This window comes from Bartonella mastomydis, assembly GCF_900185775.1.
Classification (GTDB): domain Bacteria; phylum Pseudomonadota; class Alphaproteobacteria; order Rhizobiales; family Rhizobiaceae; genus Bartonella; species Bartonella elizabethae.
The window spans coordinates 929,769-955,450 of record NZ_LT883138.1; the positions used below are offsets into that span (position 1 = coordinate 929,769).

21 protein-coding genes and 1 pseudogene are annotated in these 25,682 nt (G+C 36.9%); 7 read left to right on the top strand and 15 right to left on the bottom strand.

The genetic code is table 11. The annotated features are described in order from the left end of the window. Positions 1–35: 35 nt before the first annotated feature. The 4 genes and pseudogenes from FJG96_RS07255 to FJG96_RS09110 all read right to left on the bottom strand — a co-directional run. Positions 36–1,412, bottom strand: coding sequence for an amino acid permease (locus FJG96_RS07255; protein ID WP_139413372.1), 1,377 nt, complete (start codon positions 1,410–1,412; stop codon positions 36–38). A 451-nt stretch (positions 1,413–1,863) separates the two neighbouring features. Then, a complete protein-coding gene (locus FJG96_RS07260; RefSeq protein WP_139413373.1) occupies positions 1,864–2,226 on the bottom strand; it encodes a hypothetical protein in 363 nt (120 codons plus the stop codon). 408 nt (positions 2,227–2,634) lie between these two features. Beyond that, on the bottom strand, positions 2,635–4,173 hold the full coding sequence (hutH, locus tag FJG96_RS07265; protein ID WP_139413374.1) for a histidine ammonia-lyase: 1,539 nt from the start codon (positions 4,171–4,173) through the stop codon (positions 2,635–2,637). A 182-nt stretch (positions 4,174–4,355) separates the two neighbouring features. Beyond that, positions 4,356–4,520, bottom strand: a pseudogene (locus tag FJG96_RS09110) (class I SAM-dependent methyltransferase); the annotation flags it as partial. 420 nt (positions 4,521–4,940) lie between these two features. Between FJG96_RS09110 and FJG96_RS07275 the strand changes: the two are divergent. The 4 genes from FJG96_RS07275 (at position 4,941) to parE (ending at position 9,453) form a co-directional block, all read left to right on the top strand. Beyond that, entirely contained in the window at positions 4,941–5,567 is a 627-nt protein-coding gene (locus FJG96_RS07275) for a LemA family protein (protein ID WP_139413375.1), read from the top strand. Then, positions 5,567–6,418: a TPM domain-containing protein gene (locus tag FJG96_RS07280; protein ID WP_139413376.1), complete on the top strand. Its 852-nt coding sequence runs from the start codon at positions 5,567–5,569 to the stop codon at positions 6,416–6,418. Before FJG96_RS07275 ends, FJG96_RS07280 begins: the two co-directional genes overlap by 1 nt. Positions 6,419–6,565: 147 nt before the next feature. After that, positions 6,566–7,303 carry a lipoyl(octanoyl) transferase LipB gene (lipB, locus tag FJG96_RS07285; RefSeq protein ID WP_139413377.1) on the top strand — a complete coding sequence of 246 codons (738 nt, stop codon included), beginning with the start codon at positions 6,566–6,568 and terminating at the stop codon, positions 7,301–7,303. Between the two features lie 83 nt (positions 7,304–7,386). Continuing rightward, positions 7,387–9,453 carry a DNA topoisomerase IV subunit B gene (parE, locus tag FJG96_RS07290; protein WP_139413378.1) on the top strand — a complete coding sequence of 689 codons (2,067 nt, stop codon included), beginning with the start codon at positions 7,387–7,389 and terminating at the stop codon, positions 9,451–9,453. A 17-nt stretch (positions 9,454–9,470) separates the two neighbouring features. Here the strand turns inward: parE and recJ are convergent, their stop codons facing one another. Further along, positions 9,471–11,255: a single-stranded-DNA-specific exonuclease RecJ gene (gene recJ / locus FJG96_RS07295; RefSeq protein WP_139413379.1), complete on the bottom strand. Its 1,785-nt coding sequence runs from the start codon at positions 11,253–11,255 to the stop codon at positions 9,471–9,473. A gap of 295 nt (positions 11,256–11,550) precedes the next feature. On the opposite strand from recJ, the gene rplM reads away from it, so the two are divergent. After that, positions 11,551–12,015, top strand: coding sequence for a 50S ribosomal protein L13 (gene rplM, locus FJG96_RS07300; protein WP_120100763.1), 465 nt, complete (start codon positions 11,551–11,553; stop codon positions 12,013–12,015). Between the two features lie 2 nt (positions 12,016–12,017). Continuing rightward, positions 12,018–12,503, top strand: coding sequence for a 30S ribosomal protein S9 (rpsI, locus tag FJG96_RS07305; RefSeq protein WP_139413380.1), 486 nt, complete (start codon positions 12,018–12,020; stop codon positions 12,501–12,503). A gap of 304 nt (positions 12,504–12,807) precedes the next feature. On the opposite strand, the gene FJG96_RS07310 is transcribed toward rpsI, so the two are convergent. The 7 genes from FJG96_RS07310 to FJG96_RS07330 all read right to left on the bottom strand — a co-directional run bounded on the left by FJG96_RS07310 (position 12,808) and on the right by FJG96_RS07330 (position 18,226). Beyond that, positions 12,808–13,173, bottom strand: coding sequence for a response regulator (locus tag FJG96_RS07310; RefSeq protein WP_005773308.1), 366 nt, complete (start codon positions 13,171–13,173; stop codon positions 12,808–12,810). Between the two features lie 712 nt (positions 13,174–13,885). Then, positions 13,886–14,674 (bottom strand): ABC-2 family transporter protein, encoded by a 789-nt coding sequence (locus FJG96_RS07315; RefSeq protein ID WP_139413381.1) that lies wholly within the window; start codon positions 14,672–14,674, stop codon positions 13,886–13,888. Next, positions 14,658–15,392 carry an ABC-2 family transporter protein gene (locus FJG96_RS07320; RefSeq protein ID WP_246046914.1) on the bottom strand — a complete coding sequence of 245 codons (735 nt, stop codon included), beginning with the start codon at positions 15,390–15,392 and terminating at the stop codon, positions 14,658–14,660. The genes FJG96_RS07315 and FJG96_RS07320 overlap by 17 nt, the downstream gene beginning before the upstream one ends. A gap of 64 nt (positions 15,393–15,456) precedes the next feature. After that, positions 15,457–15,810 (bottom strand): ATP-binding cassette domain-containing protein, encoded by a 354-nt coding sequence (locus tag FJG96_RS09115; RefSeq protein ID WP_246046915.1) that lies wholly within the window; start codon positions 15,808–15,810, stop codon positions 15,457–15,459. After that, positions 15,797–16,012, bottom strand: a complete 216-nt coding sequence (locus FJG96_RS09120; RefSeq protein WP_246046916.1) for a P-loop NTPase family protein — start codon at positions 16,010–16,012, stop codon at positions 15,797–15,799. The genes FJG96_RS09115 and FJG96_RS09120 overlap by 14 nt, the downstream gene beginning before the upstream one ends. After that, positions 16,000–16,473 carry an ATP-binding cassette domain-containing protein gene (locus FJG96_RS09125; RefSeq protein ID WP_281279017.1) on the bottom strand — a complete coding sequence of 158 codons (474 nt, stop codon included), beginning with the start codon at positions 16,471–16,473 and terminating at the stop codon, positions 16,000–16,002. Before FJG96_RS09125 ends, FJG96_RS09120 begins: the two co-directional genes overlap by 13 nt. Before the next feature lie 769 nt (positions 16,474–17,242). Further along, positions 17,243–18,226 (bottom strand): RluA family pseudouridine synthase, encoded by a 984-nt coding sequence (locus tag FJG96_RS07330; RefSeq protein ID WP_139413383.1) that lies wholly within the window; start codon positions 18,224–18,226, stop codon positions 17,243–17,245. 203 nt (positions 18,227–18,429) lie between these two features. Between FJG96_RS07330 and FJG96_RS07335 the strand changes: the two genes are divergently transcribed. After that, the gene (locus FJG96_RS07335) at positions 18,430–20,217 is read left to right on the top strand and encodes a glucan ABC transporter ATP-binding protein/ permease (RefSeq protein WP_139413384.1); all 1,788 of its coding nucleotides are present in this window, start codon (positions 18,430–18,432) and stop codon (positions 20,215–20,217) included. A gap of 669 nt (positions 20,218–20,886) precedes the next feature. Here the strand turns inward: FJG96_RS07335 and alaS are convergent. The 3 genes from alaS to FJG96_RS07350 all read right to left on the bottom strand — a co-directional run bounded on the left by alaS (position 20,887) and on the right by FJG96_RS07350 (position 25,446). Then, on the bottom strand, positions 20,887–23,559 hold the full coding sequence (alaS, locus tag FJG96_RS07340) for an alanine--tRNA ligase (protein WP_139413385.1): 2,673 nt from the start codon (positions 23,557–23,559) through the stop codon (positions 20,887–20,889). A gap of 209 nt (positions 23,560–23,768) precedes the next feature. After that, the gene (recA, locus tag FJG96_RS07345) at positions 23,769–24,812 is read right to left on the bottom strand and encodes a recombinase RecA (protein ID WP_005773299.1); all 1,044 of its coding nucleotides are present in this window, start codon (positions 24,810–24,812) and stop codon (positions 23,769–23,771) included. 424 nt (positions 24,813–25,236) lie between these two features. Next, entirely contained in the window at positions 25,237–25,446 is a 210-nt protein-coding gene (locus tag FJG96_RS07350; RefSeq protein WP_139413386.1) for a hypothetical protein, read from the bottom strand. Between the last annotated feature and the right edge of the window lie 236 nt (positions 25,447–25,682).

Sequence of the window (25,682 nt, forward strand, 5' to 3'; positions counted from 1 at the left end):
CATTCATTCTTTCTTTTTAGTTTATAATCTTTATTTTATTGCAGTTTCTTTTGCTTAAAATTGTAAAGCTTAAGGGCATAGAAACAAATAACAAGCCAAGCAATCCAAGCAACACCAACAATTAAAACTGGTCGCGTCTCATCAAAGTACCATAAGAGAATAAAAATAAAAACCATAAATAAAATAGAAAAAATTGACCCTATCGGCCAAAATGGAATGGGAAAGTTTAAAGCATTCTGTACTTCTTTAGGCATCTTAATTCGCATAAAAATTTGCGAAAGTAGAATCATCATCCAAACAAAAACTGTTGCAAATGTTGCCATTGCCGCAATAAGAAAAAAAAGCTTTTCATGATAAAAATAATTAAGGACAGCACCAAGAAGAAAAATAGTGAAGATCATCAAAATAACAAAAACTGGTATACCGTTTTTTGATAAATATTGAAACTTCTTTAAAGCATAACCCTCCTGCGATAAACCATGGATCATACGACAAGCACCATACATTCCACTATTCATTGCCGAAATAGCCGCTGTAACAACAACAATATTTAAAATATTTGCTGCATATGAAATCCCAAGATTTTCAAAAATGGATACAAAAGGACTATCCATAAGACCAATCTCATTCCAAGGATAAAGAGACATTAAAATAGCTAATGTCATGATGTAAAAAAGCAAAATACGAAATGGAGTAGAATTAATTGCCTTTGAAATCGTTTGATGAGGATTTTGAACTTCCATGACTGCCATGCCAATGATTTCTATACCACCAAAAGCAAAAACAACAACACTAAAGCAAGCTAAAAAACCAAACCAACCATTAGGGAAAATACCACCATTCTTCCATAAATTATGAACAGTAACAGTAGAAGAATGAGCATCTTCACCCCACCCCCAAAAAATAATTGCTATGCCTAAAATAATCATCGCAATGATAGCGATCACTTTAATAGAAGACAGCCAAAATTCTAGCTCACCATAGACTTCTACAGCAGCTAAATTAATACCTGTAATGATGAGTGTAATACTCAGTGCCCATACCCAAGGAGCAACTTCAGGGTACCAAAACCCCATATAAGTCGCAAAAGCTGTAATATCAGCCAAACCAACAAGAATCATCTCAAATACATATGTCCACCCCGTTAAAAAACCTGCCAATGGCGATATATAATTTGCCGCATAACGCGCAAAAGAACCAGGTAATGGATTATGAAGGATCATCTCTCCTAAAGCCCGCATAACCATAAAAATAGCTAAACCAGAAATACAATAGGCAATCAAAACACTGGGACCCGCAAGCTTAATTGCTTGGGCTGATCCATAAAAAAGACCTGTTCCAATAGCAGAGCCAAGAGCTAAAAAAATAACTTGGCGCTTACTCATCCCTCGTTTCAGTTCATTTCTTGCCATTACTTTCCTTCTTTATTAAAATGTTGGCGAAAATCCACACCACAATAAACAGCTTTATGATAAATAAAATCTCATGTTTCTTTCACGAATATATTTCAAAAAACATCAAAAACCAGCCAGTCCAACGCTTTGCTCTAAACAATAAAAAATACTTATATGGCAAATTATACAGTTTTTATAACCTGCAATTTCGTATTATTTTATTGAAATAAAGTGATAATGAATTTTTTTATAATTGTCATTTAATTCATTTCGTATTCCATGGCTTTTTACAAAGAAAATTAGTCTTAATGTAGTGTGAACTTTTAGGCTTCTATTTCAGTACACCGAAATAGAAGCCTAAAAGTTCATAACAAGCGCACTAACTATGCATACAATTAATTTTTGTGACTTTAAGCAAATTCTCTTTGAGCCCATAAAACAAACTTTTTACGCCAATTGAAAAACTCAATCAATGATAAAGCGAATCTCGCCAATTTTTAAAAGTATGAGAAAGTGAATCTACAGCCCATCTTCTAAGGGCTCCCACAGCCTTAACGACAAGCTTTCCAATGAAAAAAAAATATACGGTAAAAATAGCATCTTTAACTGTTGGTCCAATAATATCTCCCTCCTTTCCTCTGGGAATTTGCCCTGAGATATCACTAAAACCTTTGTTTTTAGCTAAAATAAGAGGCTCTTTCTCTTGAGACACCATCATAATAAAAATTCCCTCTGGAAAGCTACCTCTCCTAAAATTTGCATGAACCTCAAGAGTTTGTGAAAAACAAAAAAGAATTGTTGTTAAAATACCTAATCTAGTACTTTTAAACATTTATTTCTCCTTTTTTACTTAAAATACAAAAAATGAACTATAAAACTCATAAAGTATTAACAAATAAGAAGAATATAAAATAAAATTTTTATTTAATATAATGCATATAATATAATTTATAATTATAAAAACATAATATCACAATATATAATTTTTGGATATTATTTAAATTAAATTAAAAATCTCTGATAGGAATTATAAAGTATACTTATTTCAATTTAATAGATTATAAACTTATGATGATAAATTCAGATCACTATAAAGTAAAATATATATAGTTGGTTACAAACAGAAGATATATACACAATTGATTCAATAATTCAAATATAGTATTGATTTTCTATATTTTTATATGAGGAAGTTTCAAAATCTAATATCCATCCTTCCTCATTAGCCTTAAAACAAATATCATTGAAAACTTAATGAAGGGAAAATTGTTTCTGGTAAAACAGATAATAAATGCCCCTCACGTACAAGTATATGTGCTTGATGAAGATCTGGAGCCAGATAGCGATCTTCCTTAAGAGAAGCAATATTTTTGCGTAAACATTCCATAACAGACTGCAAAAGAGTACTTGTTTTTAAAGGTGCGCGATATTCAATTCCTTGTGCTGCAATAAGCGTTTCAATGCCAATAATTGTAAAAAGGTTTTCGCTCATTACCAATAACCGACGAGCACCATGGCAAGCCATTGAAACATGATCTTCTTGATTGGCTGAAGTTGGTGTTGAATCAACGGAAGCAGGATGAGCCATTTGTTTATTTTCAGACATTAAAGCTGCTGCTGTTACTTCAGCAATCATAAAACCTGAATTAAGACCTGCATTATTGGCTAAAAAAGCTGGAAGACCATAAGAAACTGCTGGATCAACCATAAGAGCAATACGCCGTTGAGAAATAGCCCCTATTTCACACAAAGCAAGAGCAATCTGATCAGCAGCAAATGCTACAGGCTCAGCATGAAAATTTCCACCTGATACAACTTCACCATTCCTTAAAATTAATGGATTATCTGTAACAGCATTTGCTTCAATAATCAGTGTTTTGGCTGCTGCTCGCAAAATATCAAAACATGCCCCCATAACCTGTGGCTGACAACGTATACAATAAGGATCTTGTACACGCTCATCACCCCGTAAATGTGCTGCACGAATTTCTGAATCTTCTACAAGTTTTTCCAATGTTTTCGATACAGCAATCTGCCCATAATGGCCTCGTAAAATATGGATATCAGGGTGAAATGGCGCTGTTGACCCCATGGTAGCATCTGTCGTTAAAGCCCCAGCCAACAATCCACCACACAATGCCCGATAAGCTCGGAAAAGGTTAGCAAGTGCAAGTGCTGTTGATGTTTGAGTCCCATTAATAAGAGCTAAACCTTCCTTTGCCTCTAGAATAATAGGAGATAACCCTGCTTTTTCTAACGCAGTCGCTCCACTCATACGAACCTTTTGAAAAAACGCTTCTCCTTCTCCCATCATAACAGCAGCCATGTGAGCAAGTGGGGCAAGATCACCTGAAGCGCCAACAGATCCTTTTTCTGGGATGACAGGAATAACACCCCTTACCAGCATATTTTCCAGCAAATTGACCAATTCTAGACGAACCCCAGAAGCCCCTCTTCCCAAAGAGATAAGCTTTAAACTCATCATCAAACGCACAATATCTTCAGCAAGAGGATCTCCTACCCCACAACAATGGGACAAAATAAGATTTCTCTGTAAAACAGTGACTTTGTCTGCACCAATTTTAATGGAAGCCAATTTCCCAAAACCAGTATTAATCCCATATACAGGCTCGCTTCCAGCAGCAATTTCAGCAATGCGCTGCGCTCCTTTCTCGATAGCTAAATGCGTGTCATGATGAAGTTTACTCACTTCACCATTAAAATAAATAGCTTCAAGTTCGCTAAGTGTTACCTCACCCGGTTTTAGTATAATCGTCATAATTTTCTTTCTTTATTCAATTAAAGTATAATTCTTAACATTATTAACCCTTCTATAAAACCTATAAAATAAAAAAGATATAATCTCTCTTTGAATGAAAATGCTTTTTTAAAAGCCATTCCTTAGGATAAAAATAGCATGATATTGCTGCTATTCCCTAAAAATTTAACAATTCCCTCTCATGCAATGCCTATTCCAATCCCTACATCACGATGGACAAATGCTTTTTATTCTTAAAAGGGAGAAACATGATCTTAAATAAAGTGAGGACGGCAGCGAAGAGGATAGCGATCATAATCATCAGCTAATCCGTCAAACTTTTCATTTTGCCATTGAACATTTTGCAATGCAGGAATTTCCCCCCTTCTTCATAATTGTTGCTATCCATAATTTAAAAGCCTTTTTATCCAATAGGTTAAGCTTATCTTCTAAAGGAAGAAAAATGGGAACGGCCTCTTCTTTTTATAAGCTTGATACCGACATTCTCCCCTTCGTTAATTGTTATTTTCTACGTTCTAAAATAAAAAAGTCCTATGAAAATAATATAATTTTCTGTAAAGAATAATTGATATGAATAATGTTGATCTTTCATAAGCTGACATCTATACTCTCACTATTATTTTCATATCAACAAGTGACTTAAGCGTGCTAAAAACGCAGAGAGATGTCAATTTATTGATAACAATAGCTGTTTATAAAATTCAAAATACTTTCCACAAGTAAGATAAACCCTATATGATACATAAAATATCTGTGGAGACATCTTTATGTTAAATGTACAAACTTCTTCAATGTTTAAAATATTAAAACAATTTTCAATCATTATTTTTTTGGCAGGGTTAATACCATTTTTAAGTGGCTGCGGATTTAACACAATACCAACAAATGAAGAAAAAGCACACGCCGCATGGAGTGAAGTACTCAATCAATATCAACGCCGTACAGATCTCATCCCCAATCTTGTAGAAACAGTTAAAGCTTACGCCGCCCATGAACAAAGCGTTTTCACAAATGTCATTGAAGCACGTGCCAAAGCAACACAAGTCAACATTAATGCAGATATGTTGAATAATCCGGAAATTATGCAGCAATATCTCAAAAATCAAGCCAATTTATCAAGTGCACTTTCGCGACTTATGGCAGTTGTCGAAAACTATCCGGATCTTAAAGCAAACCAGAACTTTCTTGCTCTTCAATCACAACTAGAAGGAACTGAAAACCGTATCTCCGTTGCACGCCGCGATTATATTGAAACAGTTCGTGCCTACAACACGGCACTCAAAACAATGCCAACAATGATTTGGGCAAAATTATGGTTTCGTGACGCTAAACCGATGCCAACTTTTACCATCGATACGGATAGCCAACAAACTCCAAAGGTTAATTTTAATTAATGAAACCATTTCAACACTTTATACAACGTCGTTTTTTTCGACGTTTATGGGTTCCTTTAAGCATTCTATACTTAATCATTGCATTGGGGAATGTCTCTTACGCATACACTCAATTTCCTCCCTTAACCGGCTATATCAACGATATAGCTCATTTACTTGACCATGCAACAAAGAGAAATTTAACGGAAAAGCTTGCTACACTCGAAGAGAAAACGGGAGATCAAATTGTTCTTGTAACGCTCCCTACTCTTTCGGGAAATGATATAGAAACTTACAGCAATTCTCTTTTTCGCACATGGAAGTTAGGCCAAAAAGAAATCAATAATGGCGTATTAATCGTCATTGCACCCAATGAACGTGAAGCACGTATTGAGGTAGGCTATGGTCTGGAAGGAGAACTAACAGATGCTATTTCCTCTGTCATCATTAATAGCTTCATGATTCCTCATTTTCGTGAAGGAAATTATCAAAAAGGAATTGTTGAATCGGTTCATGCAATTATCAAAGTGATCACACAAAGTGATGCAGATTTTTCTTTTCGACTCAAACAAAAAGCTAAAGCTGTTGAAGAACAACGTAAACAAGCTGCAAAAGAAGAAATGATTATAAATACAGTCATGTTTTTCATTCTCTTTATAGCCATGGGTTTACCCATTCTTGCTATGATTTTTGGTCAGAAAATAGGTCCACGAAAGTATCTTTGGATGGGTATTGTCTTCACACCTTGGTTTTTAAACTTAAATACGAGGGGTAGAGGTTCTGGTGGAATTTTTGGTGGACATTCAGGAGGAGGAGGATTCAGAGGTGGTGGTGGATCATCAGGTGGTGGTGGTGCAACAGGAAGATGGTAAAACGAACATAACACGTTCTTTTTAATAAAACTTATTACATTTCTCATTAAAAATTCATTGCATTTCTCATAAAGTGTCTCTTAATCTTACGCTTTTGTTATTTTTCTGATTACAATACAAACTCAAACATTAAGATAAATATTGCCAATGACATTTGAATTGAAACATAGGGATCGTAGTCACTTATCACATCATTTTAATGCAATTCTAGGGAATCCACCCGTTGAATGGAAAATAAGTGATCATTTGGTTGAATATCCTGAAGCGCTGCGTTACATGCAGGAACGTGTGGAAAAAATTCTTGCAAAAACGGCCCATGAACAGGTTTGGCTTCTTGAGCACCCTTCCCTTTATACTGCGGGTACGAGTGCAGATAAAAAGGATCTCTTAGCGCCTCATTTATTTCCTGTTTACGAAGCAGGACGTGGAGGTGAATTTACCTATCATGGACCAGGACAGCGTATTGCTTATATTATGCTTGATCTTAAACGCCGAAAACAAGACATTCGTGCTTTCATTAGTGCATTAGAAGAATGGATCATACAGATGCTCGCAAGCTTTAATATTAAAGGCGAACGCAGAGAAGATCGCGTTGGTGTCTGGATTAAACAATCTCATAACCCATCAAAACAAAATGATCTTTCTTCTGAAGATAAAATTGCGGCGATTGGCATTCGAGTGCGCAAATGGATAAGTTTTCATGGCGTTTCTATCAATGTTAATCCTAATTTAGCCCATTACTCAGGAATTGTTCCTTGTGGAATTACAAACCACGGTGTAACAAGCTTTCTTGATTTAGGATGTCCTGTAACAATGCATGATATTGATATTGCTCTCAAACAGGCTTTTGAACAAATTTTTGGTCCAACAATTGATGTTTCCTAACTGCATTGATTTTTAAATAAAAAACAGGCATAAAATTTATTCTAATAAATATTTTTATTTTATGAGGTGGATAGTTAAACGCTATGAGCGATAACAACAAGGATCTTTTTAGTGTTTTAAATAAAGCCCAATCTAGGGTAAATACAAAAGAAAGCACTCTGCAGTCTCCAATGAAATCAAAAGCAATGGTTTCAAAAAAAAGTGCAAAAAATACGCAAGAAGACGACTATAATGCCCTCTCTATTCGAGTGCTTGAGGGTTTAGAGCCTGTACGTTTACGCCCTGGAATGTATATTGGTGGAACAGACAGTAAAGCGCTTCACCATTTATTTGCTGAAATTATTGATAATGCGATGGATGAAGCTGTTGCTGGTTATGCAGATTCCATTGAGGTCTCATTAGATAGGAACGGTTATATAACCGTTACAGATAATGGACGCGGTATTCCTGTCGAAAATCATCCTCAAATGCCTGATAAATCAACTCTAGAAGTTATTATGACACAACTCCACTCTGGAGGAAAGTTTGATGGAAAAGCTTATCAAACTGCGGGCGGGCTTCATGGAGTAGGAATTTCTGTCGTCAATGCTCTATCAGATGATATGGAAGTTGAAGTTGCACGAGAACGAAAACTTTACCGCCAACGTTTTTCACGTGGTATTCCTCAATCTGGATTAGAAGATTTGGGAGATGTTTATAATCGTCGTGGTACGCGTGTTCGTTTTCATCCTGATAGTGAAATTTTTGGTGAAAAAGCAGCTTTTGATCCAGAAAAAATTTATCAGATGGCGTGCTCTAAAGCCTATCTTTTTGGCGGCGTAAAAATTCGCTGGACTTGTGATCCCGCCATACTTGAAGGCGTAAAAAATATTCCTGAAAAAGCTATTTTTCATTTTCCCAATGGGCTTAAAGACTATTTACTCGCGTCATTAAAAGACGAATATCGCGTCACATCAGAAATTTTTTCTGGCAAAACACAACAAAATAATGGTCATGGCTGTGTTGAATGGGCCATCGCTTGGCATGGCGGTGATGCTCATGTGCAATCTTATTGCAATACTATTCCTACAGGAGAAGGTGGAACGCACGAAACAGGATTACGTCAAGCTCTTTTGCGTGGACTGAAATCCTATGCTGAGTTAATAGGAAACAAGCGTGCAGCGATCATTACATCAGACGATATTATGATTTCAACGGCTGCAATACTTTCAATTTTTATCAAAAATCCTGAATTTGTTGGACAAACAAAAGATCGACTAGCCACAATCGAAGCGCAACGTATTGTTGAGAATGCAATCCGTGATCCTTTTGACCATTGGTTAGCAAATTCCCCCCAAGAAGCAACAAAACTTCTTGATTGGGTTATTGAACGTGCTGAAGAACGCGTTAGACGACGCCAAGATAGAGAAATAAGTCGCAAAACAGCTGTCCGTAAATTACGTCTGCCCGGTAAACTTGCAGATTGTAGCCAAAACCATGCTACAGGTGCTGAATTATTCATTGTTGAAGGGGATTCTGCAGGGGGATCGGCTAAACAAGCAAGAAATAGAGCAAACCAAGCAATTTTACCTCTTCGTGGTAAAATCCTCAATGTTGCCAGTGCTGCCCATGAAAAAATGAACTCAAGCCAAACAATTAGCGATCTTATTCTTGCTCTTGGATGTGGAACACGCTCTAAATATCGTGAAAAAGATCTCAGATATGAACGTATTATCATCATGACAGATGCAGATGTTGATGGTGCTCATATTGCATCACTGCTCATTACCTTCTTTTTTCAAGAAATGCCAGATCTTATTCATCAGGGACATTTATATCTCGCCGTCCCTCCCCTTTATAGAATATCGCAAGGCGGAAAAGTTGCTTATGCACGCGATGACATCCATAAGGATGAATTGCTCAAAACTGAATTTACGGGAAAAGCGAAAATTGAAATTGGTCGTTTTAAAGGACTGGGTGAGATGCGCGCAGAACAACTTAAAGAAACGACGATGCATCCCCAAAAACGCACACTGCTGCGTGTTTCTATTGATGCTGTGGAAATGCAAGAAACAAAAAAGACTGTAGAAAGTCTCATGGGAACAAAACCAGAAGCACGATTTCGTTTTATACAAGAAAATTCTACTTTTGCTTCTAATTTAGACATCTAATGTAAAAAATATCTCTTTTAAACTACTGCAGCAGCGTCAATCACACGCAGTTGTGGATTGATCGTCCCATTCCAATAATTCAAACTAAGATGGCCAGCTAAATGAATCATTTCGCCAATATTTCTCGACAGAAAATCACCAAGCGCTGTCCCTACAGCACGAAAAGCTATTCCTTGTAGTTTTTTGCCCTCCACATTAGATACAATAAGGCGAAGATGTCCTTTACCAACTTCAGATAGGTTCATTAATCGATGAGAGGGAAGAACAAAAACAGGTGTTGCATTCCCTGTCCCAAAAGGCCCTGCCTTTTCAAGCAACTCAAATAGTGCTTGATTAACACCAGAAGCAGAAAGAGAGCCATCTATACTAAGAGACTTTTTGGCATGCAATTGCGAAACCATGACAGAAACTTTTTCTTCTAGCCATGTTCGAAAAATTTCAATTTTTGTCGATTGAATTGTAATGCCTGCTGCCATACTATGCCCCCCTCCTTTTTCTAATAAATTGAGTGTAACAGCCTCACGAACGAGTGCCCCTAGATCTATGCCGCTAATTGAGCGTCCTGACCCTACGCCATTTCCATCTTCTCTCAATGCAATAGCAAAAACAGGACAAAAAAAACGCTCTTTGAGGCGGGAAGCAAGAATACCAATAATCCCTGGATGCCATTCTTGATGAGAAATAACAAGTGACAATGGTGTTTCTTGATCTTGATAAAGAGAAGCAATATAAGATTCCGCTTGTGCTAATTGAATATTCTCCATTTCTTGGCGTTCTTGGTTAAGTTGATTTAATTGTTCTGCTATTCTGTTCGCCTCCTCTTTATCCTCACAGCTGAGCAAACGTGCCCCCAAAGCCTGGTCACCAATGCGTCCTCCCGCATTAATTCTAGGACCTAACAAAAAGCCTAAATGAAAACTATTAAGCGGTTCGCCTATCCTTGCAACTTTTGTTAAAGCAGCGACCCCAGGATTATGCATAGAACGAGCAACTTGAAGTCCTTTTACCACAAAAGCGCGGTTAACCCCCTGTAATGGAACAACATCACATATGGTTGCCAAGGCAACAAGATCAAGCATACTGAGAAGATCAGGCAATGGCCCTTCGAACTTTTTTTGCCGCAGTAAACGATGGACCCAAGCTAACGTAACAAAGACAACACCTGCTGCACATAAATGCCCTTGTCCAGAAAAATCATCAGGGCGATTAGGATTAACAAGAGCAACAGCTTCTTGATGAACTTCTGACATTTGATGATGATCTAAAATTACAACATCAGCACCTGCTAATCTTGCTGCTTTTACAGCATCTGGACTATTTGCTCCACAATCAACAGTAATAATTAAACGGGCACCTTCTTGCACAAGCATTTTCATAGCTTGTTCATTTGGCCCATAGCCTTCAACAATACGATCAGGAATATAAATTTTGACTTCAATCCCAAAATAACGAAAAAACCGCGCGATAAGTGCTGATGCGCAAGCGCCATCAACATCATAATCACCAAAAACAGCAACCTGTTCTTGATTAAGAAGAGCCTTAATAATACGCTCTGCTGCGCATTGCATATCAACAAAACTTTCTGGATCAGGCATGAGCATGCGCAATGTTGGATTAATAAAAGCAACAGCTTCAGTTTCATCCACATCTCTTGCTGAAAGAACTCGTGCTAACTGATCAGGAAAACCAAATTTCTGAGAAATCGCACGCGCATTACTTACCCCTTTAACATCAAGGGCATCTAACCAAGCCTGACCACAAGCAGAAGATTCAACATTGAGAAAATAACGAGACAGCTGCATTACTATTTATTTTATAATGGAGATTAATAAAATACAATCATGTGTTAAAGACAAAATAGCCTTTTGCAACATTCACCCCAAAAAATGTACATAAAACACCTCCTCATACGAGGTATCATAATACCTCTCTCGTAATGTATTGTTTTATAAAGTTTTTATTTTCTCTTGACGTCAATCAAAAGACATTATATCAGAGTGAAAAGTGTGCGTTAGATATTTCGCTATGAGAACAATTTTCAACACACAACAATAAAATTTCCCTCATGATAGAGGGCGTTAATTAAAGGATACTTCTATGGCAACTTTTTCACAAAAGCCAACTGAAGTGGTGAAAAAATGGGTTATTATTGACGCAGAAAACCTTGTTTTAGGGCGTCTTGCTACATTTGTTGCGAACCGCTTACGGGGCAAACATAAAGCTACATTTACGCCACATGTTGATGATGGAGACAACGTTATTGTCATCAATGCTGATAAAATAGCTCTTACCGGTAAAAAATATACAGATAAAAAATATTATTGGCATACCGGTTATATTGGTGGAATCAAAGAACGTACAGCGCGTCAGCTTCTTGAAGGACGTTTTCCTGAACGCGTTGTTGAAAAAGCTGTAGAACGTATGATTCCGCGTGGTCCCCTTGGTCGCCGTCAATTGAAGAATCTCCGTGTTTATGCTGGAAGCCAACATCCGCATGAAGCACAACAGCCCGAGTCTCTTGACGTTAGTGCTTTAAACCGCAAAAACAAAAGGATTGCTTGATTATGGCTGAAATTAATTCTCTTGCTGAGCTCAGTGTCGTAACAAATACTGTGGAAGCTCATGAAAACATCGCTCCTGTCCATGTGCAAAAGCTTGATTCACAAGGGCGTGCCTATGCAACAGGAAAACGTAAAGATGCTGTTGCTCGCGTATGGATTAAACCAGGTTCTGGAAAAATTATCATTAACAACAAAGAATTTGACAAATATTTTGCTCGTCCTGTTTTGAGAATGATTCTTCGTCAACCAATTGTTGCAACAAATAGGGATACCCAATTTGATATTATTGCAACCGTTGCAGGTGGAGGTCTTTCTGGACAAGCTGGTGCAGTACGTCATGGTATTTCCAAAGCTTTAACTTATTATGAACCAGAACTTCGCCCAATTTTGAAAAAAGGGGGATTTCTTACCCGCGATAGCCGTGTCGTTGAACGTAAAAAATACGGTAAAGCAAAAGCGCGTCGTTCTTTCCAATTTTCGAAACGTTAATTTCAATATTTGTGCAATATATAGATATAGAGCCCCGTTTTCATCGGGGCTTTTTTCGCCCTGCTAAAACAGACTTTGAGATGAATGCAGGAAAAAATCTTATACCACTTAGAAGAAAACAAGAGTACAAAAAACAACTTCTCTTAAAACAAAAACTAAAAAATCAAAATTTCCTTTCAATTTTTCAAGTCTGTTTTGGTAACTTAAATATATCCACCTGCTAAAATACAAAAATACTTGCACACTAACTTTAGCGATCTCATACGCTTTTCAACGTCTTTTTCTATCATCACGTAACAAATCTTTAGTCCACAAAATGCTTTACCATTGTGATAAAATGAGGGACAGAAATAGGCTTTGACATATATTCTTCACATCCACTTGCTCGAATTCGCTCCTCATCCCCCTTCATAGCAAAAGCTGTTACAGCCACAACAGGAATTGATCTTAGTTCCTCATCTTCTTTTAATTGTTTAATAACATCTATTCCAGAGACCTCTGGCAACTGAATATCCACAAGGATAAGAGATGGCATCGATGAACGCGCCAAATCTAATGCCATAAGACCATTCCGTGTTTCAACGGTTTCATAGCCACTCGCTTCTACAAGATCACGGAATAACTTCATATTAAGCTCATTATCTTCCACGATCATGACTTTCTTTGACATTCGTATAACTCCGCCCTTCTCAGATAAAATAAAGAAATAGAAATGAATCCCCATTCTCTTTGCTTAAGATAAAATGATAAAAAAAATTGTAAACTACAAAGAGACGAAAAGCTTCCAATAAAAAAATTTTTACGAATATTTGTAAAACGCTTCACTATGCTTTTTCAGTTCATCAGAATGCAAATCCACAATAACCATGATTGTATGACTCTGTGTTTTTTAAGTAAGTACACAAAGTTTATGGATATCTCAATTAAAGCAGATGATACCCCTGTTGCTTTTGCAAAAAGATATGTATTTTCATCATAGAAAAAATATCAACGACAAACTTAGTTCAAATGTGCATTTTAAAGAGAAAAAAACTTAAGTAACTTTGGTATACATAGATTTTTTGATCTGTAAGCAATCGGTAGTCTATATATCTAATCAAAAATTTATTCTTATAATCTTATGTTGTCTTAAACGCTTTTGGTATCAAACTACCATCTAACTCAAACAAACTTGATCTAAAATCAAGCCATTATCTCTGGCTTTTGTTCTTCCTTACTAACAGCTGTGAGAACATGCCAATATCACTCGTCAATATATCTAACAAAAAACACCCCTGTACAAATTTTACATGCCTTATAGCGTCAACATAAATAACAAAATATTTTACGGCAAAATAAAATTATTCGCTCAATTTTTTATTTACATCAGGCAGAATTTTACATTATCCCCCTAATCCATTAAATTTACGCATTGCTTTCTTATAACTTATGAAAGTCATAGCAATAGAAAGACAAGTGCTCAACAGAAGATATCCAATATTCCATTCATTTTTACCAAGCAGAAATGATACAGGGAGGGAAGCAGAAAAAGCTAGAGGCAGAAAAAACAGCAGCCATTTTACAAGATTTAAGGGATAGATAGCTATGGGAATAAAAGAAAGTTGGTAAAGCATTGCATGAAAATAAGCAACGGGCATCTTACGGCTGGTTATGAATGTTATAAAGTTGAACATCATGAAAAAACACATGTTTACGATAAAGACACAACCAATTGCAACGATAAAGGAAAACCATTTCAGCTTTATTTCTAACATATCTGGTAGCAAGACAAATGAATAAGCACTCACACAAACAATAAAAAGCTTAATCAAATAAAGAGGTTTACACCAGCCAAACAGAATTAACAGCCAAACTGAAACAGGCTTTGTCAGATATCCCTCAATTTTCCCTTCGGCTACTTTTTCAAAAAATGTTTCAATAGAGGTGGTAAAAATATTCAAAAATATCCCAAGTAAAAGGAAAACAACAAAGATAAGATGAATTTCATCTCTGCTATAGTTTCCAATATTTCCTGAAAAGCAAGAGATTTTATCAATAAAGATAAACTGAATAAAATAATAGCACAGAGAAAGAATAAATTCTCCAATGAAGTTTTTACCGTAAACAGTTTGTCGGCGCACATTCATGCTGATAAAATAAAGGATTGTTTTCACCTCATCCCCCTGCTCCATGATAGGCTTTCATTCCTTTTTTCCAAGCAATATGAATGAAGAATAAAAGACACAAAATATAAAAAACACACCCCACAATAAATTGCTCGAACACTTTCAGATCATGCGCTGAAAGAAATTCGGCAGGAGCTGAGATGGTAAAACGATAAGGATTAAACTGCATCACTGGAATGAGCCATGTTGGCCAAAAAGAGGGAGGCAGAAGAGTGCCACCAAGAAGCGCTGAACTGAGAATACTAAAAGAAAGCAAAATATTATATTCAATTACCCAAAAACTTAATAAGGCAATGGCAAAGGAGAGAAAAAAGCACAGCAGTTGTGAGAAAACAACAATGAGAAAAAATGACAGGAAAGCTATAAGCAATGCTAAAATATTCTCAGAGGATAAACTAAGCTTTACAGCAAAAATAGCAAGTAAAGGCATAACATAGAGCACACTTTCACCCAAAAAGGTAAACAGCATTTGCATCATGTAACTGAATGGTTTGGTGAGATAGACTTCTAACTTCCCTTCTTTAACATGCTGAGAGAAAGATTGAATAACACCATAACCATTATTTAAGCGTGAGAAAATTAAGGCAAAGGCATAATAATATATCATATCATGAAAACTAAAACCGTTTATGCTATTGCTTGTGTCAGAAAAAAGTGCATTCCACAACAAAAGTTGAATCACAAAGGGTGAGAGCGTCCCCATAACGATATCGGTAAAAAACATTGCTCTGTCACTAAGGATTGTGAGCAATCCATTCTTGGCAAAGAGAAAGAGAGCAAAAAAATAGTTAGAGAAATTCTTTAAATTTAACACGGAGCATCTCTTCAAGTGAGGGAGTAGATACAGAAAAGGGACAGTTAAGTTCTGTTGTGATTTCTCTGATAAAACGTGGCACATCTTCACGCGGGAGTGAAATCTCTAGTGTACATTTTTTATCATTAAAGTATTTCTCTTTTAAAGGAGTGGACAATTTTATTGCCAGTTCATCAATATCCTTTATAAGCGTTGAAACTGTTGGTAAATGTTCACAAAAAAGCGTTATTCTTACATTTGAGGGGATCATCTCTTTTAACGTATCAATAGCGCCATGAAACTGCTTTTTTCCTTTATGTAAAAGAAGAATATCATCAACGGTAACCATCGATATCTCCCATGTCATGACTGGTAATGATGTATCCCATAGCTTTCTCTTTTTTGAGTTTTTTAAGCAGCTCCCTGATTTCATGTTTGGAGGTAATATCAAGACCAATCGTTAGCTCATCGAGAAACAATAATTGAGGTCTAAAGGACAAATTAAACGCTAACTCACTTTTTACTCTCTCACCAAGGCTTAGCATACGCACTGGCTTATCCATGATATAATATTCAAGAGCTCGGTAATTTCTTTAAGATCACGGTGAAAAGAGCTTGGCTCAAGGTTATATAAGGGGCGCGCCATTTCCAAACTATAACGTAGGGGTAAATCCCACCATAAGCAATTTTTGTGACCAAAGACCACCCCCAGAGACTTGAACAGAATTTTTTTGGCATTATAGGGATTAACGCCTAAAACTTTAACATCTCCCTCATCAGCAACTTGTATGCCAGAAAGTATTTTAATCAATGTTGATTTTCCCGCTCCGTTAGGACCAACAATTGCGAGTGCTTGCCCTGAACACAAGGTAAAACTGATCTCTTTTAGCGCTTGATATTTTGCATAAGTAGGCTTGAAAAGAGAAAACACTTTATTGGTAAAACCCGTTGCATTGTTTATGCTGCGGTATATTTTTGAGACGCTCTTAACGTCAATCAATAATGATCCCATTAGTCATTCCTCATTTCAACTTATCCCCTCTTGGAACATTTCCACAATTTTTGAATATTTGTTTTTTCACTGGAAAAAACAAAAGTATTCATGCCATCCTTAGAACACTAAAACACACCTGATGCTTTCTCACCAATTTCTAATATGACACATATAATGAATTCACTTCAATGAAGCGCTAAGACTCTAAAAACTTGTTTTTCTTTTGTGAAAAATAATCTTTCAAAGAAACGAACAGAAGAATAATTAATCATTGTAAGGAATACTTTGCTGATAAGTTTCACTGTATAAGCAAAGGTAAAAAGCATAAATCTATAAATATATCAAATCACACTGCTAACAGGATAAACTTCCTTGAAAACAATAATTTGTTTAGAACCTGCTCTCCCTAAGAGTTCCTGTAAAAGTCCTCAATTATTCTCCATGAAAAAATCAAAAATTGCCCTTACTGTTTCAGTCAATATCCTTCAGATTTTATCTCATTCATCTTCCTTAACAAACATGCCTCCCCAATATATGACCTCTGTAGATAATGCAAAGGAACAGCTTTATAAGCCCAGATTATTAAAGATACATCTTATCTAGAAATAACAATACAATCAAATAAAAAAACTGTAGGAAAAAAATTTATGATATTTGAAAATTCATTACTCAAAAACACAATTTTCTTATAGCGATTACTAAAGCTCTTTATAAATGATACCCTATCCATCTTAATCAAATTTACAGACAAAATTTGCACCAACCAAAAAGAACAAATAAAGATAAATTATTCTGTTTCAACATCGCGCTCATTAAAAGACAAAAGATTAAAACTTTGGACCATATGAGGGGGTAAAGGTGCAACAATATCCAAGATGCCTCCTGAAGGATGAGGAATACGAATACGACGTGCATGAAGGTGAAGGCGATTTTGAATGCCTCCTGGTAATGTCCAATTACTATCAGAAAAAAAATACTTTGAATCGCCAATGATAGGATGATCCATATGGGCAGCATGCACACGAAGCTGATGTGTTCTTCCCGTATAAGGTTCCATTTCAAGCCACGAAAGAGCCCGCCCACGTGACTCTAAAACGCGGTAGTAGGAAACTGCATGATGTGAATCGGGTTCCCCATGGTCACAAACACGCATTTTGTCACCTTGTGCGGTCATTTCCTTAACCATCCATGTCGAAATTTTGTCCTGTTTTTTTTTAGGAACACCCCGAACCAACGCCCAATAAGTCTTTTTTGTTTCCCGTTCTCTAAAAGCAGCTGTTAAGGCCTGCGCAGCTCCCCTAGAGCGGGCAACAATAAGCACTCCTGATGTCTCGCGATCAAGGCGATGAACTAAACGCGGCTTTTCACCTTTTTTATTGCGCCATACCTCAAGCATACTGTCTATATGACGTGTTAAACCAGAGCCTCCTTGTACAGCAAGGCCTGCTGGTTTGTTAAAAACAAAGACCTTTGGGTCTTCATAAAGCAGCATTTTTTTCAAAACAGTTCCATCATCTTTCCCACGAAGTGTTTTATCCGTTATTGGAAGATTTATCGTATCATCAAGAGGGAGAGGTGGAACACGAACAGACTGTCCCATACAAAGACGCGTATCAGCTTTAACACGTCCACCATCAACCCGTATCTGACCAGAACGCAACAATTTTTGTAAAGCTCCAAACCCAAGTCCTGGATAATGCGCTTTAAACCAACGATCTAAACGCATTCCATTTTCGTCTGTCTCAACCTTTTTTATTTCGACACCTGCCATGAAAGTTCCCTTACCTGATAATTTTATTGATCTATTTTTGCGCCTTTATAAACACAAAAATTCATATTCTCGTTGGCTTTATCACACCATATTACAATGAGTATCCAAAATTGCCTTTTCTTAACGTTCAATTTTTATTAGTTAGAAATTCGATATAAAAATCAGTAGCCTTTACGCTTAACAGCGAATGGAGATCATTAATAGTGTCCTTATTCAAAACCTATGCACGTGTTCTCACTTACCTAAAGAGAGAAAAAAATGCATCTCTTTTAATCTGTAACGCTAATGTTATGTTAGCGATTATCACCATTGCAGAACCTATTTTATTTGGACACGTTATTGATTCCATTACAGAAAAATCAGGAATCATCCCTACCCTTGCCATTTGGGTTTGTTTTGGCCTTTCCCATATCATCGCTTATGTCCTTGTTGCTCGTGGTGCGGACCGCTTAGCCCATAGACTCCGTTTAACGGTTTTAACAGAATCTTTTGAACGTATCATTGCCATGCCTTTAATTTGGCATCAACAACGCGGAACGTCCAACGCACTCCATACACTTTTGCGTGCAATAGACGCCATGTCAACCATATGGCTTGATTTTATGCGTCAACATCTTTCAACACTTGTCGCCTTATTGGTTCTCATCCCCACAGCCTTTAACATGAATTGGCGTCTTTCAATAGTCTTAGTTGTACTTGCCATCATCTATGTCTTAATTGCCCGTTTAGTGATGCGAAAAACAAAAGACGGACAAGCCGCTGTAGAATGCTATCATCATAACCTTTTTAAACATGTTAGTGATTCAATCTCTAATGTTTCTATTGTACAAAGTTATAATCGAATAAAAGAAGAAACATCCATACTGTACCAACATACAAATGACCTTCTTAAAGCACAAAATCCTGTTCTCAATTGGTGGGCGCTCGCCAGTGGCTTAAATAGAATGGCTTCAACAGTTTCAATCGTTTGTGTTCTTCTCCTTGGAGCTTTTTTTGTTGCAAGAGATCAATTAAGGGTAGGTGAAGTCGTTGCTTTTGTCGGATTTGCACAACTCATGATTAGCCGTCTAGACCAAATGAGCAATTTTATTAATTGCGCGATATCCTCACAAGCAAAACTGCAAGAGTTTTTTGAAATGGAAGACTCAACCTTTAATATCAACGAACCACAAAATCTCCCTTCCCTCAAAAATGTTAAGGGCGCCATACAATTTCACCACGTTACCTATAAATTTCCAAATTCTTCTCAAGGTGTTTTTGACATTTCCTTTAAAGTGGAAGCAGGGAAAACTATTGCGATTGTAGGACCAACAGGAGCTGGGAAGACAACATTAATCAATTTATTGCAGCGCATATACGACCCTACCTTCGGACATATCTCCATTGATGGAATAAATATACGCTCAATCAATCGCGAATCTTTACGAAAATCTCTAGCGACAGTGTTTCAAGATGCGGGTCTTTTTAATCGCAGTATTCATGACAATATCTCAATAGGAAAAGCAAGTGCAACAAACGAAGAGCTTTATGAAGCAGCAAAAATAGCAGAAGCTCATGATTTTATTCTAAAAAAAGCTGATTGTTATAACACAATGGTGGGCGAACGAGGAACTCGATTATCAGGTGGAGAAAAACAACGGTTAGCAATTGCACGTGCTGTTTTAAAAAATGCCCCCATTCTCATTCTCGATGAAGCCACAAGCGCTCTTGATGTTGAAACAGAAGCACGTGTCAAAGATGCTCTTGAGGGCATAAGCCATAACCGCACCACTTTCATTATAGCACATCGCCTCTCAACAATACGCAATGCTGATGTGATCCTCTTTCTGGAACAGGGTTATTTAATTGAAAAAGGAAGCTTTCAAGAGTTGATCGATAAAGGGGGCCGTTTCTCTAAATTTTTAAAAGCAAGCGATTTAACAATCACGCCACCAGAAAGAGAAGGAGAAAATGAAAACGTCATCCCCTTACATGAAGCCATAGCATCATAAAAATAACACTCTTCACAAATCTTATGCAAAAAATCTCTCAATACAAAACATTGCAAAAATGCTTTGTTCGTGGGTAAGCAAAAATTTCTAAAAATGCCATAATCTATTTTAAATGCAGCAAATGCACAGAGAAAAACTTGAATTAATATAAATATTTAGTTTTGTGCAATATTTATCTGATTTATATGATTTATATGATTAATTTACGTTCCATAACTTGCAAGAAAAATCTGTTCTCTTACACATGAGCCGCAAAGGAAACCAATAAAACGGCTCTAAAAAACGAGCCTCTTATGAAGAGCGAGAAATAATTTAAGCAATTTGAAAGTGAAAAAGCGATACCTTACAACTTCATAAGCTTAAGAAGCTGTTTTGCAATAAATCTTGCGTTATCCTCTTCACAATTCCTATTGTAAAATAGGGTAGAGATGTTTCTTTTAAAATCAATATAATAGATACTTTCTTTTATGAAAGATATGGTTCGTCTACATCATAAACAAAAGCATGAAGCACAACACAATCTTGCTAACGCCCCCCCTTTTTTATCTTGATGATTTTATCTCTCTCAATAATACTGTATCTATATTTCAGCAATCCACTCGATAGATATTCGTGATTTTTATACGCCAATCTAACATACCAATGTAAAAAAACCGATAAGGAAATTTTTTACTTTTTAAATTTTTCTAGAAAATCTTTTAATACTGCAAATGCTTCATCAGCTTTGGTTCCCTCAGGACCACCAGCCTGCGCCATATCAGGACGCCCTCCACCGCCTTTCCCACCAAGAACAGATGAAAGAATACGAACGAGATCAACAGCGTTTAACTGATCCGTTAAATCATCCGTAATGCCAACAACAGCACTCCCCTTGCCATCCTCTGAAACACTAATAAAAGCAACCACTCCAGATCCAATTTGTTTTTTCCCAGAATCAACGAGTGCTTTAAGATCCCGTGGTGGAATATTATTTACAACACGTCCCATAAAAGAAAATCCATTGATGATAGTAATATCACTTTGACCACTTTCTGTTATTCCCCCACTCAACACCATTTTCTTACGCACATCATTCAACTCTTTTTCAAGTTTACGACGATCATCAAGCAAAACTCTCACCCGTTCTTCTAAATCAGAAGAAGAAGTTTTTAAAAGATCAGCAATTTCACGGATGCGTACATCTTGGCGGCTAAGATAAAGACGCGCTGCGGCACCTGTTAAAGCTTCAATACGGCGCACTCCAGCTGAAACAGAACTTTCAGAAACGATATGAATCAAACCAATATCCCCTGTTCTTTCCACATGTGTCCCTCCACAAAGCTCAAGTGACCAAGACCTTTTTAAATCTTCCTTTTCAAGCAACTCTCCCATAGAAACAACGCGAACTTCATCTCCATATTTTTCCCCAAAGAGTGCCATTGCTCCTTCAGAAATTGCATCATCAACAGCCATAAGGCGCGTTGTCACTTTATTATTTTGCAAAACAATCTCATTTGCTAAATCTTCTATTTTTTTCAATTCTTCTGCCGAAATAGCTTTTGGATGAGAAAAATCAAAACGTAACCGTTCTGGCGACACAAGAGAGCCCTTTTGAGTAACATGAGATCCCAATACTTGCCGTAAAGCTTGGTGTAATAGATGGGTAGCAGAATGGTTCGCACGAATTTTTTTACGACGAACACCATCAACGGTTAATTCTACACAATCAGAGATCTTAGCATGACCAGATTTAACTTCTCCAAGATGAATAAAAACACCATCAGCTCTTTTCTGCGTATCATGCACCTCAAAAATAAAACCTTCATTAGAAATGATACCGCTATCACCAATTTGTCCACCAGATTCACCATAAAAAGGAGTCTGATTTAACACAAGAATGGCTTTCTGCCCTGAAGAAACCTCATCAACAATTTTACCATCACACACAAGAGCTGTAAGAATACCTTTAGCTTTTTCTGTTTCATACCCTAAAAATTCTGTACCCCCAACCTGATCACGAACAGAAAACCAAATTGTCTCCGTAACAGCTTCACCTGAACCCGACCAATGAGCACGAGCTTCCTCTTTCTGGCGTTCCATTGCTTTGTCAAAGGCATCAACATCAACAGATATTCCACGACGCCGAAGAACATCTTGCGTCAAATCAAGTGGAAAACCATAGGTATCATAAAGCTTGAAAGCAACATCACCCTTTAAGTGATCCCCTTCTTTAAGCTTTGCACTTTCTTCATTTAACAAACCCAGTCCTCGTTCAAGCGTTTTACGAAAACGTATTTCTTCTAATTTTAAAGTTTCAGAAATCAAAGATTCAGCCCGCACCAATTCAGGATAAGCTTGTCCCATTTCACGAATGAGAGCAGGCAAAAGCTGCCACATTAAAGGTTCTTTAACACCAAGAAGATGTGCATGACGCATAGCACGACGCATAATGCGACGTAAAACATATCCTCTTCCCTCATTGGAAGGAAGAACACCATCGGCAATTAAAAATGCGCACGAGCGAAGATGATCAGCAATAACACGATGACTAGCAATAAAATCACCCTTTGCCTCAACCCCTGTAATTTCTTCTGATACTCCAATTAATGCACGAAAAAGATTAATGTCGTAATTATCATGAACACCCTGTAAAACAGCCGCAATACGCTCTAACCCCATACCGGTATCAATAGAAGGATGAGGCAAGTCAACACGGTCTTCCTTAGAAAGCTGCTCATACTGCATAAACACAAGGTTCCAAATCTCAATAAAGCGATCACCATCTTCATCCACACTTCCAGGAGGACCACCCCAAATTTCATCACCATGATCATAAAAAATCTCCGAACAGGGACCACAAGGGCCTGTTTCTCCCATTGACCAAAAATTATCAACTGTCGCAATACGAATGATTTTTTCATCGGGAAGGCCTGAAATTTTGCGCCATAATTTAGCAGCAACATCATCACTTTGATAAACGGTTACCAACAATTTATCTTTTGGTAGACAAAATTCTTTTGTTAAAAGATCCCATGATAAAAAAATGGCCTCTTCTTTGAAATAATCGCCGAAAGAAAAATTCCCCAACATTTCAAAAAATGTATGATGGCGTGCCGTATAGCCAACATTATCAAGATCATTATGCTTTCCACCCGCACGAACACATTTTTGTGCTGTTGTCGCCTTTTTATAAGGATGCTGTTCAAGTCCCGTAAAAACATTTTTAAACTGCACCATCCCTGCATTTGTAAACATGAGTGTAGGATCATTGCGTGGAACAAGTGGGCTAGAAGAAAGAACTTGATGCCCATGACGATGAAAATAATCCAAAAATGTTGACCGGATATTATTAACACTATTCATATCTACACCTGCAGAATACCGCAAAAAACCTTAAAAGAAAAATCCCCCCATTAAATATCCTCTTTGCCACGCATGGAGTCAATTTAATCAAAGAACGGAATATTTATTAAAAAAAATTGAGAAAAAAATAACTGTATATTTAAAAACTCAAACAAATAAAAACAGAAAACATCTTAAATAAAAAAAATTATAAACGAAAAAACGGTCTATTAAAGGACTTCATCACCTTCCGTATTTTCAGATCCTGCATTTTCTAACAACTCAATCGCAATCAAACCAGCATTTTGACGCAAAGCCGTTTCAATTTCTGCCGCTATTTCTGCATGTTCGCGTAAAAACTGTTTTGCATTTTCACGTCCCTGTCCTAAGCGTTGAGAATTATAAGAAAACCACGAGCCAGATTTTTCTACGATACCCACTTTGACTCCTAAATCAATCAATTCACCTAGCTTGGAAATCCCTTCCCCATAAATAATATCAAACTCAACCTGTTTGAAGGGAGGAGCCAACTTATTCTTCACCACTTTAACACGCGTCTGATTACCAACAATCATATCCCGATCTTTAATAGAGCCAATACGACGAATATCCAAACGAACAGAAGCATAAAACTTTAAAGCATTTCCCCCCGTTGTTGTTTCAGGCGAACCAAACATCACACCAATTTTCATGCGAATTTGATTAATAAAAATCACCATGCAGTTAGAGCGAAAAATAGAAGCTGTAAGTTTCCGCAAAGCTTTGCTCATCAATCGCGCCTGTAATCCTGGTAAAGCATCGCCCATTTCACCATCAATTTCCGCTCGCGGTGTTAAAGCTGCAACAGAATCCACAACAAGCACATCAACAGCACCAGAACGAACCAACGTCTCTGTAATTTCCAACGCCTGTTCACCAGTATCTGGCTGAGAAATGAATAAATTCTCTAAATCAACACCAAGTTTACGCGCATAGATAGGATCAAGCGCATGTTCAGCATCAATAAAAGCGCAAATTCCCCCTCCTTTCTGAGCCTCAGCAATAGCATGCAGCGCCAATGTTGTCTTCCCAGAACTTTCTGGTCCATAGATCTCCACAATACGCCCCTTGGGTAACCCACCAATCCCTAAAGCAATATCCAAGGATAATGATCCTGTTGGAACGGTTTCAATTTCAACAACTTGCTCTTTTTGCCCAAGACGCATAATCGAGCCTTTACCAAAAGAACGTTCAATTTGTGAGAGAGCAGCATCGAGAGCTTTTGTTTTATCCACGATTATATCCTTGACCGATTCATAATAATCTAACACTTAAAGTGTATATTGCCCTTTTAATTTAACTAAAGCCTTGAGTTTAGATTTTCACAGACTATTTTCACTTCTATCCCCACGTTATGTCTATAACATATCATGACCAGCAAAATAAAGAACTGACACTCCCTATCTTATGACACAACATAAACTCAAAATAAAATAATACTTTCTATAAGAGAGCAAATTAACACATTTATCTCTCTCTAGAAAAGTAACAATTTAAATTTCAACACAATGTTTAACCTTCCTGCTTACCCCTATGTCCCTAAGAAAAAACGCCCCCTTAATCACATAAAAACGCCTCATTAATCACCCCCCTACTGCATCAAAGAACAGAACACCTTTGTGTTTGCATATTCACGCACTTGTTTTTAAAAGGGATTTTTTAACGCTCGTTACACCCATTTTGCGACAGCACTCGTGAAATGGTGTATGCAAAATCTTGAGTACCAACCTCTTTACGCTTGGAACAACTCAGCACCACGATCATTACCTCACCACACGCTTTTCCAGCCCCCAATGTTGCAAAGGCTCTCGACCCTTGAAACTCTTCATAAGAGTCATTTTTAGTTTTTTCCTGTACAGTTTTTATCACATGTCAATCCAGCATGTAACATACAAGCGAATGGTTGTAATTAACGAGATTTAGAATGAGAGAATCGTACGGTATTTGGAGCTCTCATTCAACATACAAAACAGTTAATAATGATTATAATCAATATCTTAGTCAATTAAAACCACAAAAATAAAGTAATTTTAAGAGTTGAATAACATATTTCTTAAATTTGAATCCATAAAAAGATATGCCTTTGCAGGGATCAAAAAATTGTT

What these genes read in the sequence shown, in the direction of transcription:
- FJG96_RS07255 (WP_139413372.1), bottom strand. Translation starts at nt 1,412, where the DNA reads ATGGCAAGAAATGAACTGAAACGAGGGATGAGTAAGCGCCAAGTTATT.
- FJG96_RS07260 (WP_139413373.1), bottom strand. Translation starts at nt 2,226, where the DNA reads ATGTTTAAAAGTACTAGATTAGGTATTTTAACAACAATTCTTTTTTGT.
- hutH (WP_139413374.1), bottom strand. Translation starts at nt 4,173, where the DNA reads ATGACGATTATACTAAAACCGGGTGAGGTAACACTTAGCGAACTTGAA.
- FJG96_RS07275 (WP_139413375.1), top strand. Translation starts at nt 4,941, where the DNA reads ATGTTAAATGTACAAACTTCTTCAATGTTTAAAATATTAAAACAATTT.
- FJG96_RS07280 (WP_139413376.1), top strand. Translation starts at nt 5,567, where the DNA reads ATGAAACCATTTCAACACTTTATACAACGTCGTTTTTTTCGACGTTTA.
- lipB (WP_139413377.1), top strand. Translation starts at nt 6,566, where the DNA reads ATGACATTTGAATTGAAACATAGGGATCGTAGTCACTTATCACATCAT.
- parE (WP_139413378.1), top strand. Translation starts at nt 7,387, where the DNA reads ATGAGCGATAACAACAAGGATCTTTTTAGTGTTTTAAATAAAGCCCAA.
- recJ (WP_139413379.1), bottom strand. Translation starts at nt 11,255, where the DNA reads ATGCAGCTGTCTCGTTATTTTCTCAATGTTGAATCTTCTGCTTGTGGT.
- rplM (WP_120100763.1), top strand. Translation starts at nt 11,551, where the DNA reads ATGGCAACTTTTTCACAAAAGCCAACTGAAGTGGTGAAAAAATGGGTT.
- rpsI (WP_139413380.1), top strand. Translation starts at nt 12,018, where the DNA reads ATGGCTGAAATTAATTCTCTTGCTGAGCTCAGTGTCGTAACAAATACT.
- FJG96_RS07310 (WP_005773308.1), bottom strand. Translation starts at nt 13,173, where the DNA reads ATGTCAAAGAAAGTCATGATCGTGGAAGATAATGAGCTTAATATGAAG.
- FJG96_RS07315 (WP_139413381.1), bottom strand. Translation starts at nt 14,674, where the DNA reads ATGGAGCAGGGGGATGAGGTGAAAACAATCCTTTATTTTATCAGCATG.
- FJG96_RS07320 (WP_246046914.1), bottom strand. Translation starts at nt 15,392, where the DNA reads ATGTTTTTTACCGATATCGTTATGGGGACGCTCTCACCCTTTGTGATT.
- FJG96_RS09115 (WP_246046915.1), bottom strand. Translation starts at nt 15,810, where the DNA reads ATGGTTACCGTTGATGATATTCTTCTTTTACATAAAGGAAAAAAGCAG.
- FJG96_RS09125 (WP_281279017.1), bottom strand. Translation starts at nt 16,473, where the DNA reads ATGGGATCATTATTGATTGACGTTAAGAGCGTCTCAAAAATATACCGC.
- FJG96_RS07330 (WP_139413383.1), bottom strand. Translation starts at nt 18,226, where the DNA reads ATGGCAGGTGTCGAAATAAAAAAGGTTGAGACAGACGAAAATGGAATG.
- alaS (WP_139413385.1), bottom strand. Translation starts at nt 23,559, where the DNA reads ATGAATAGTGTTAATAATATCCGGTCAACATTTTTGGATTATTTTCAT.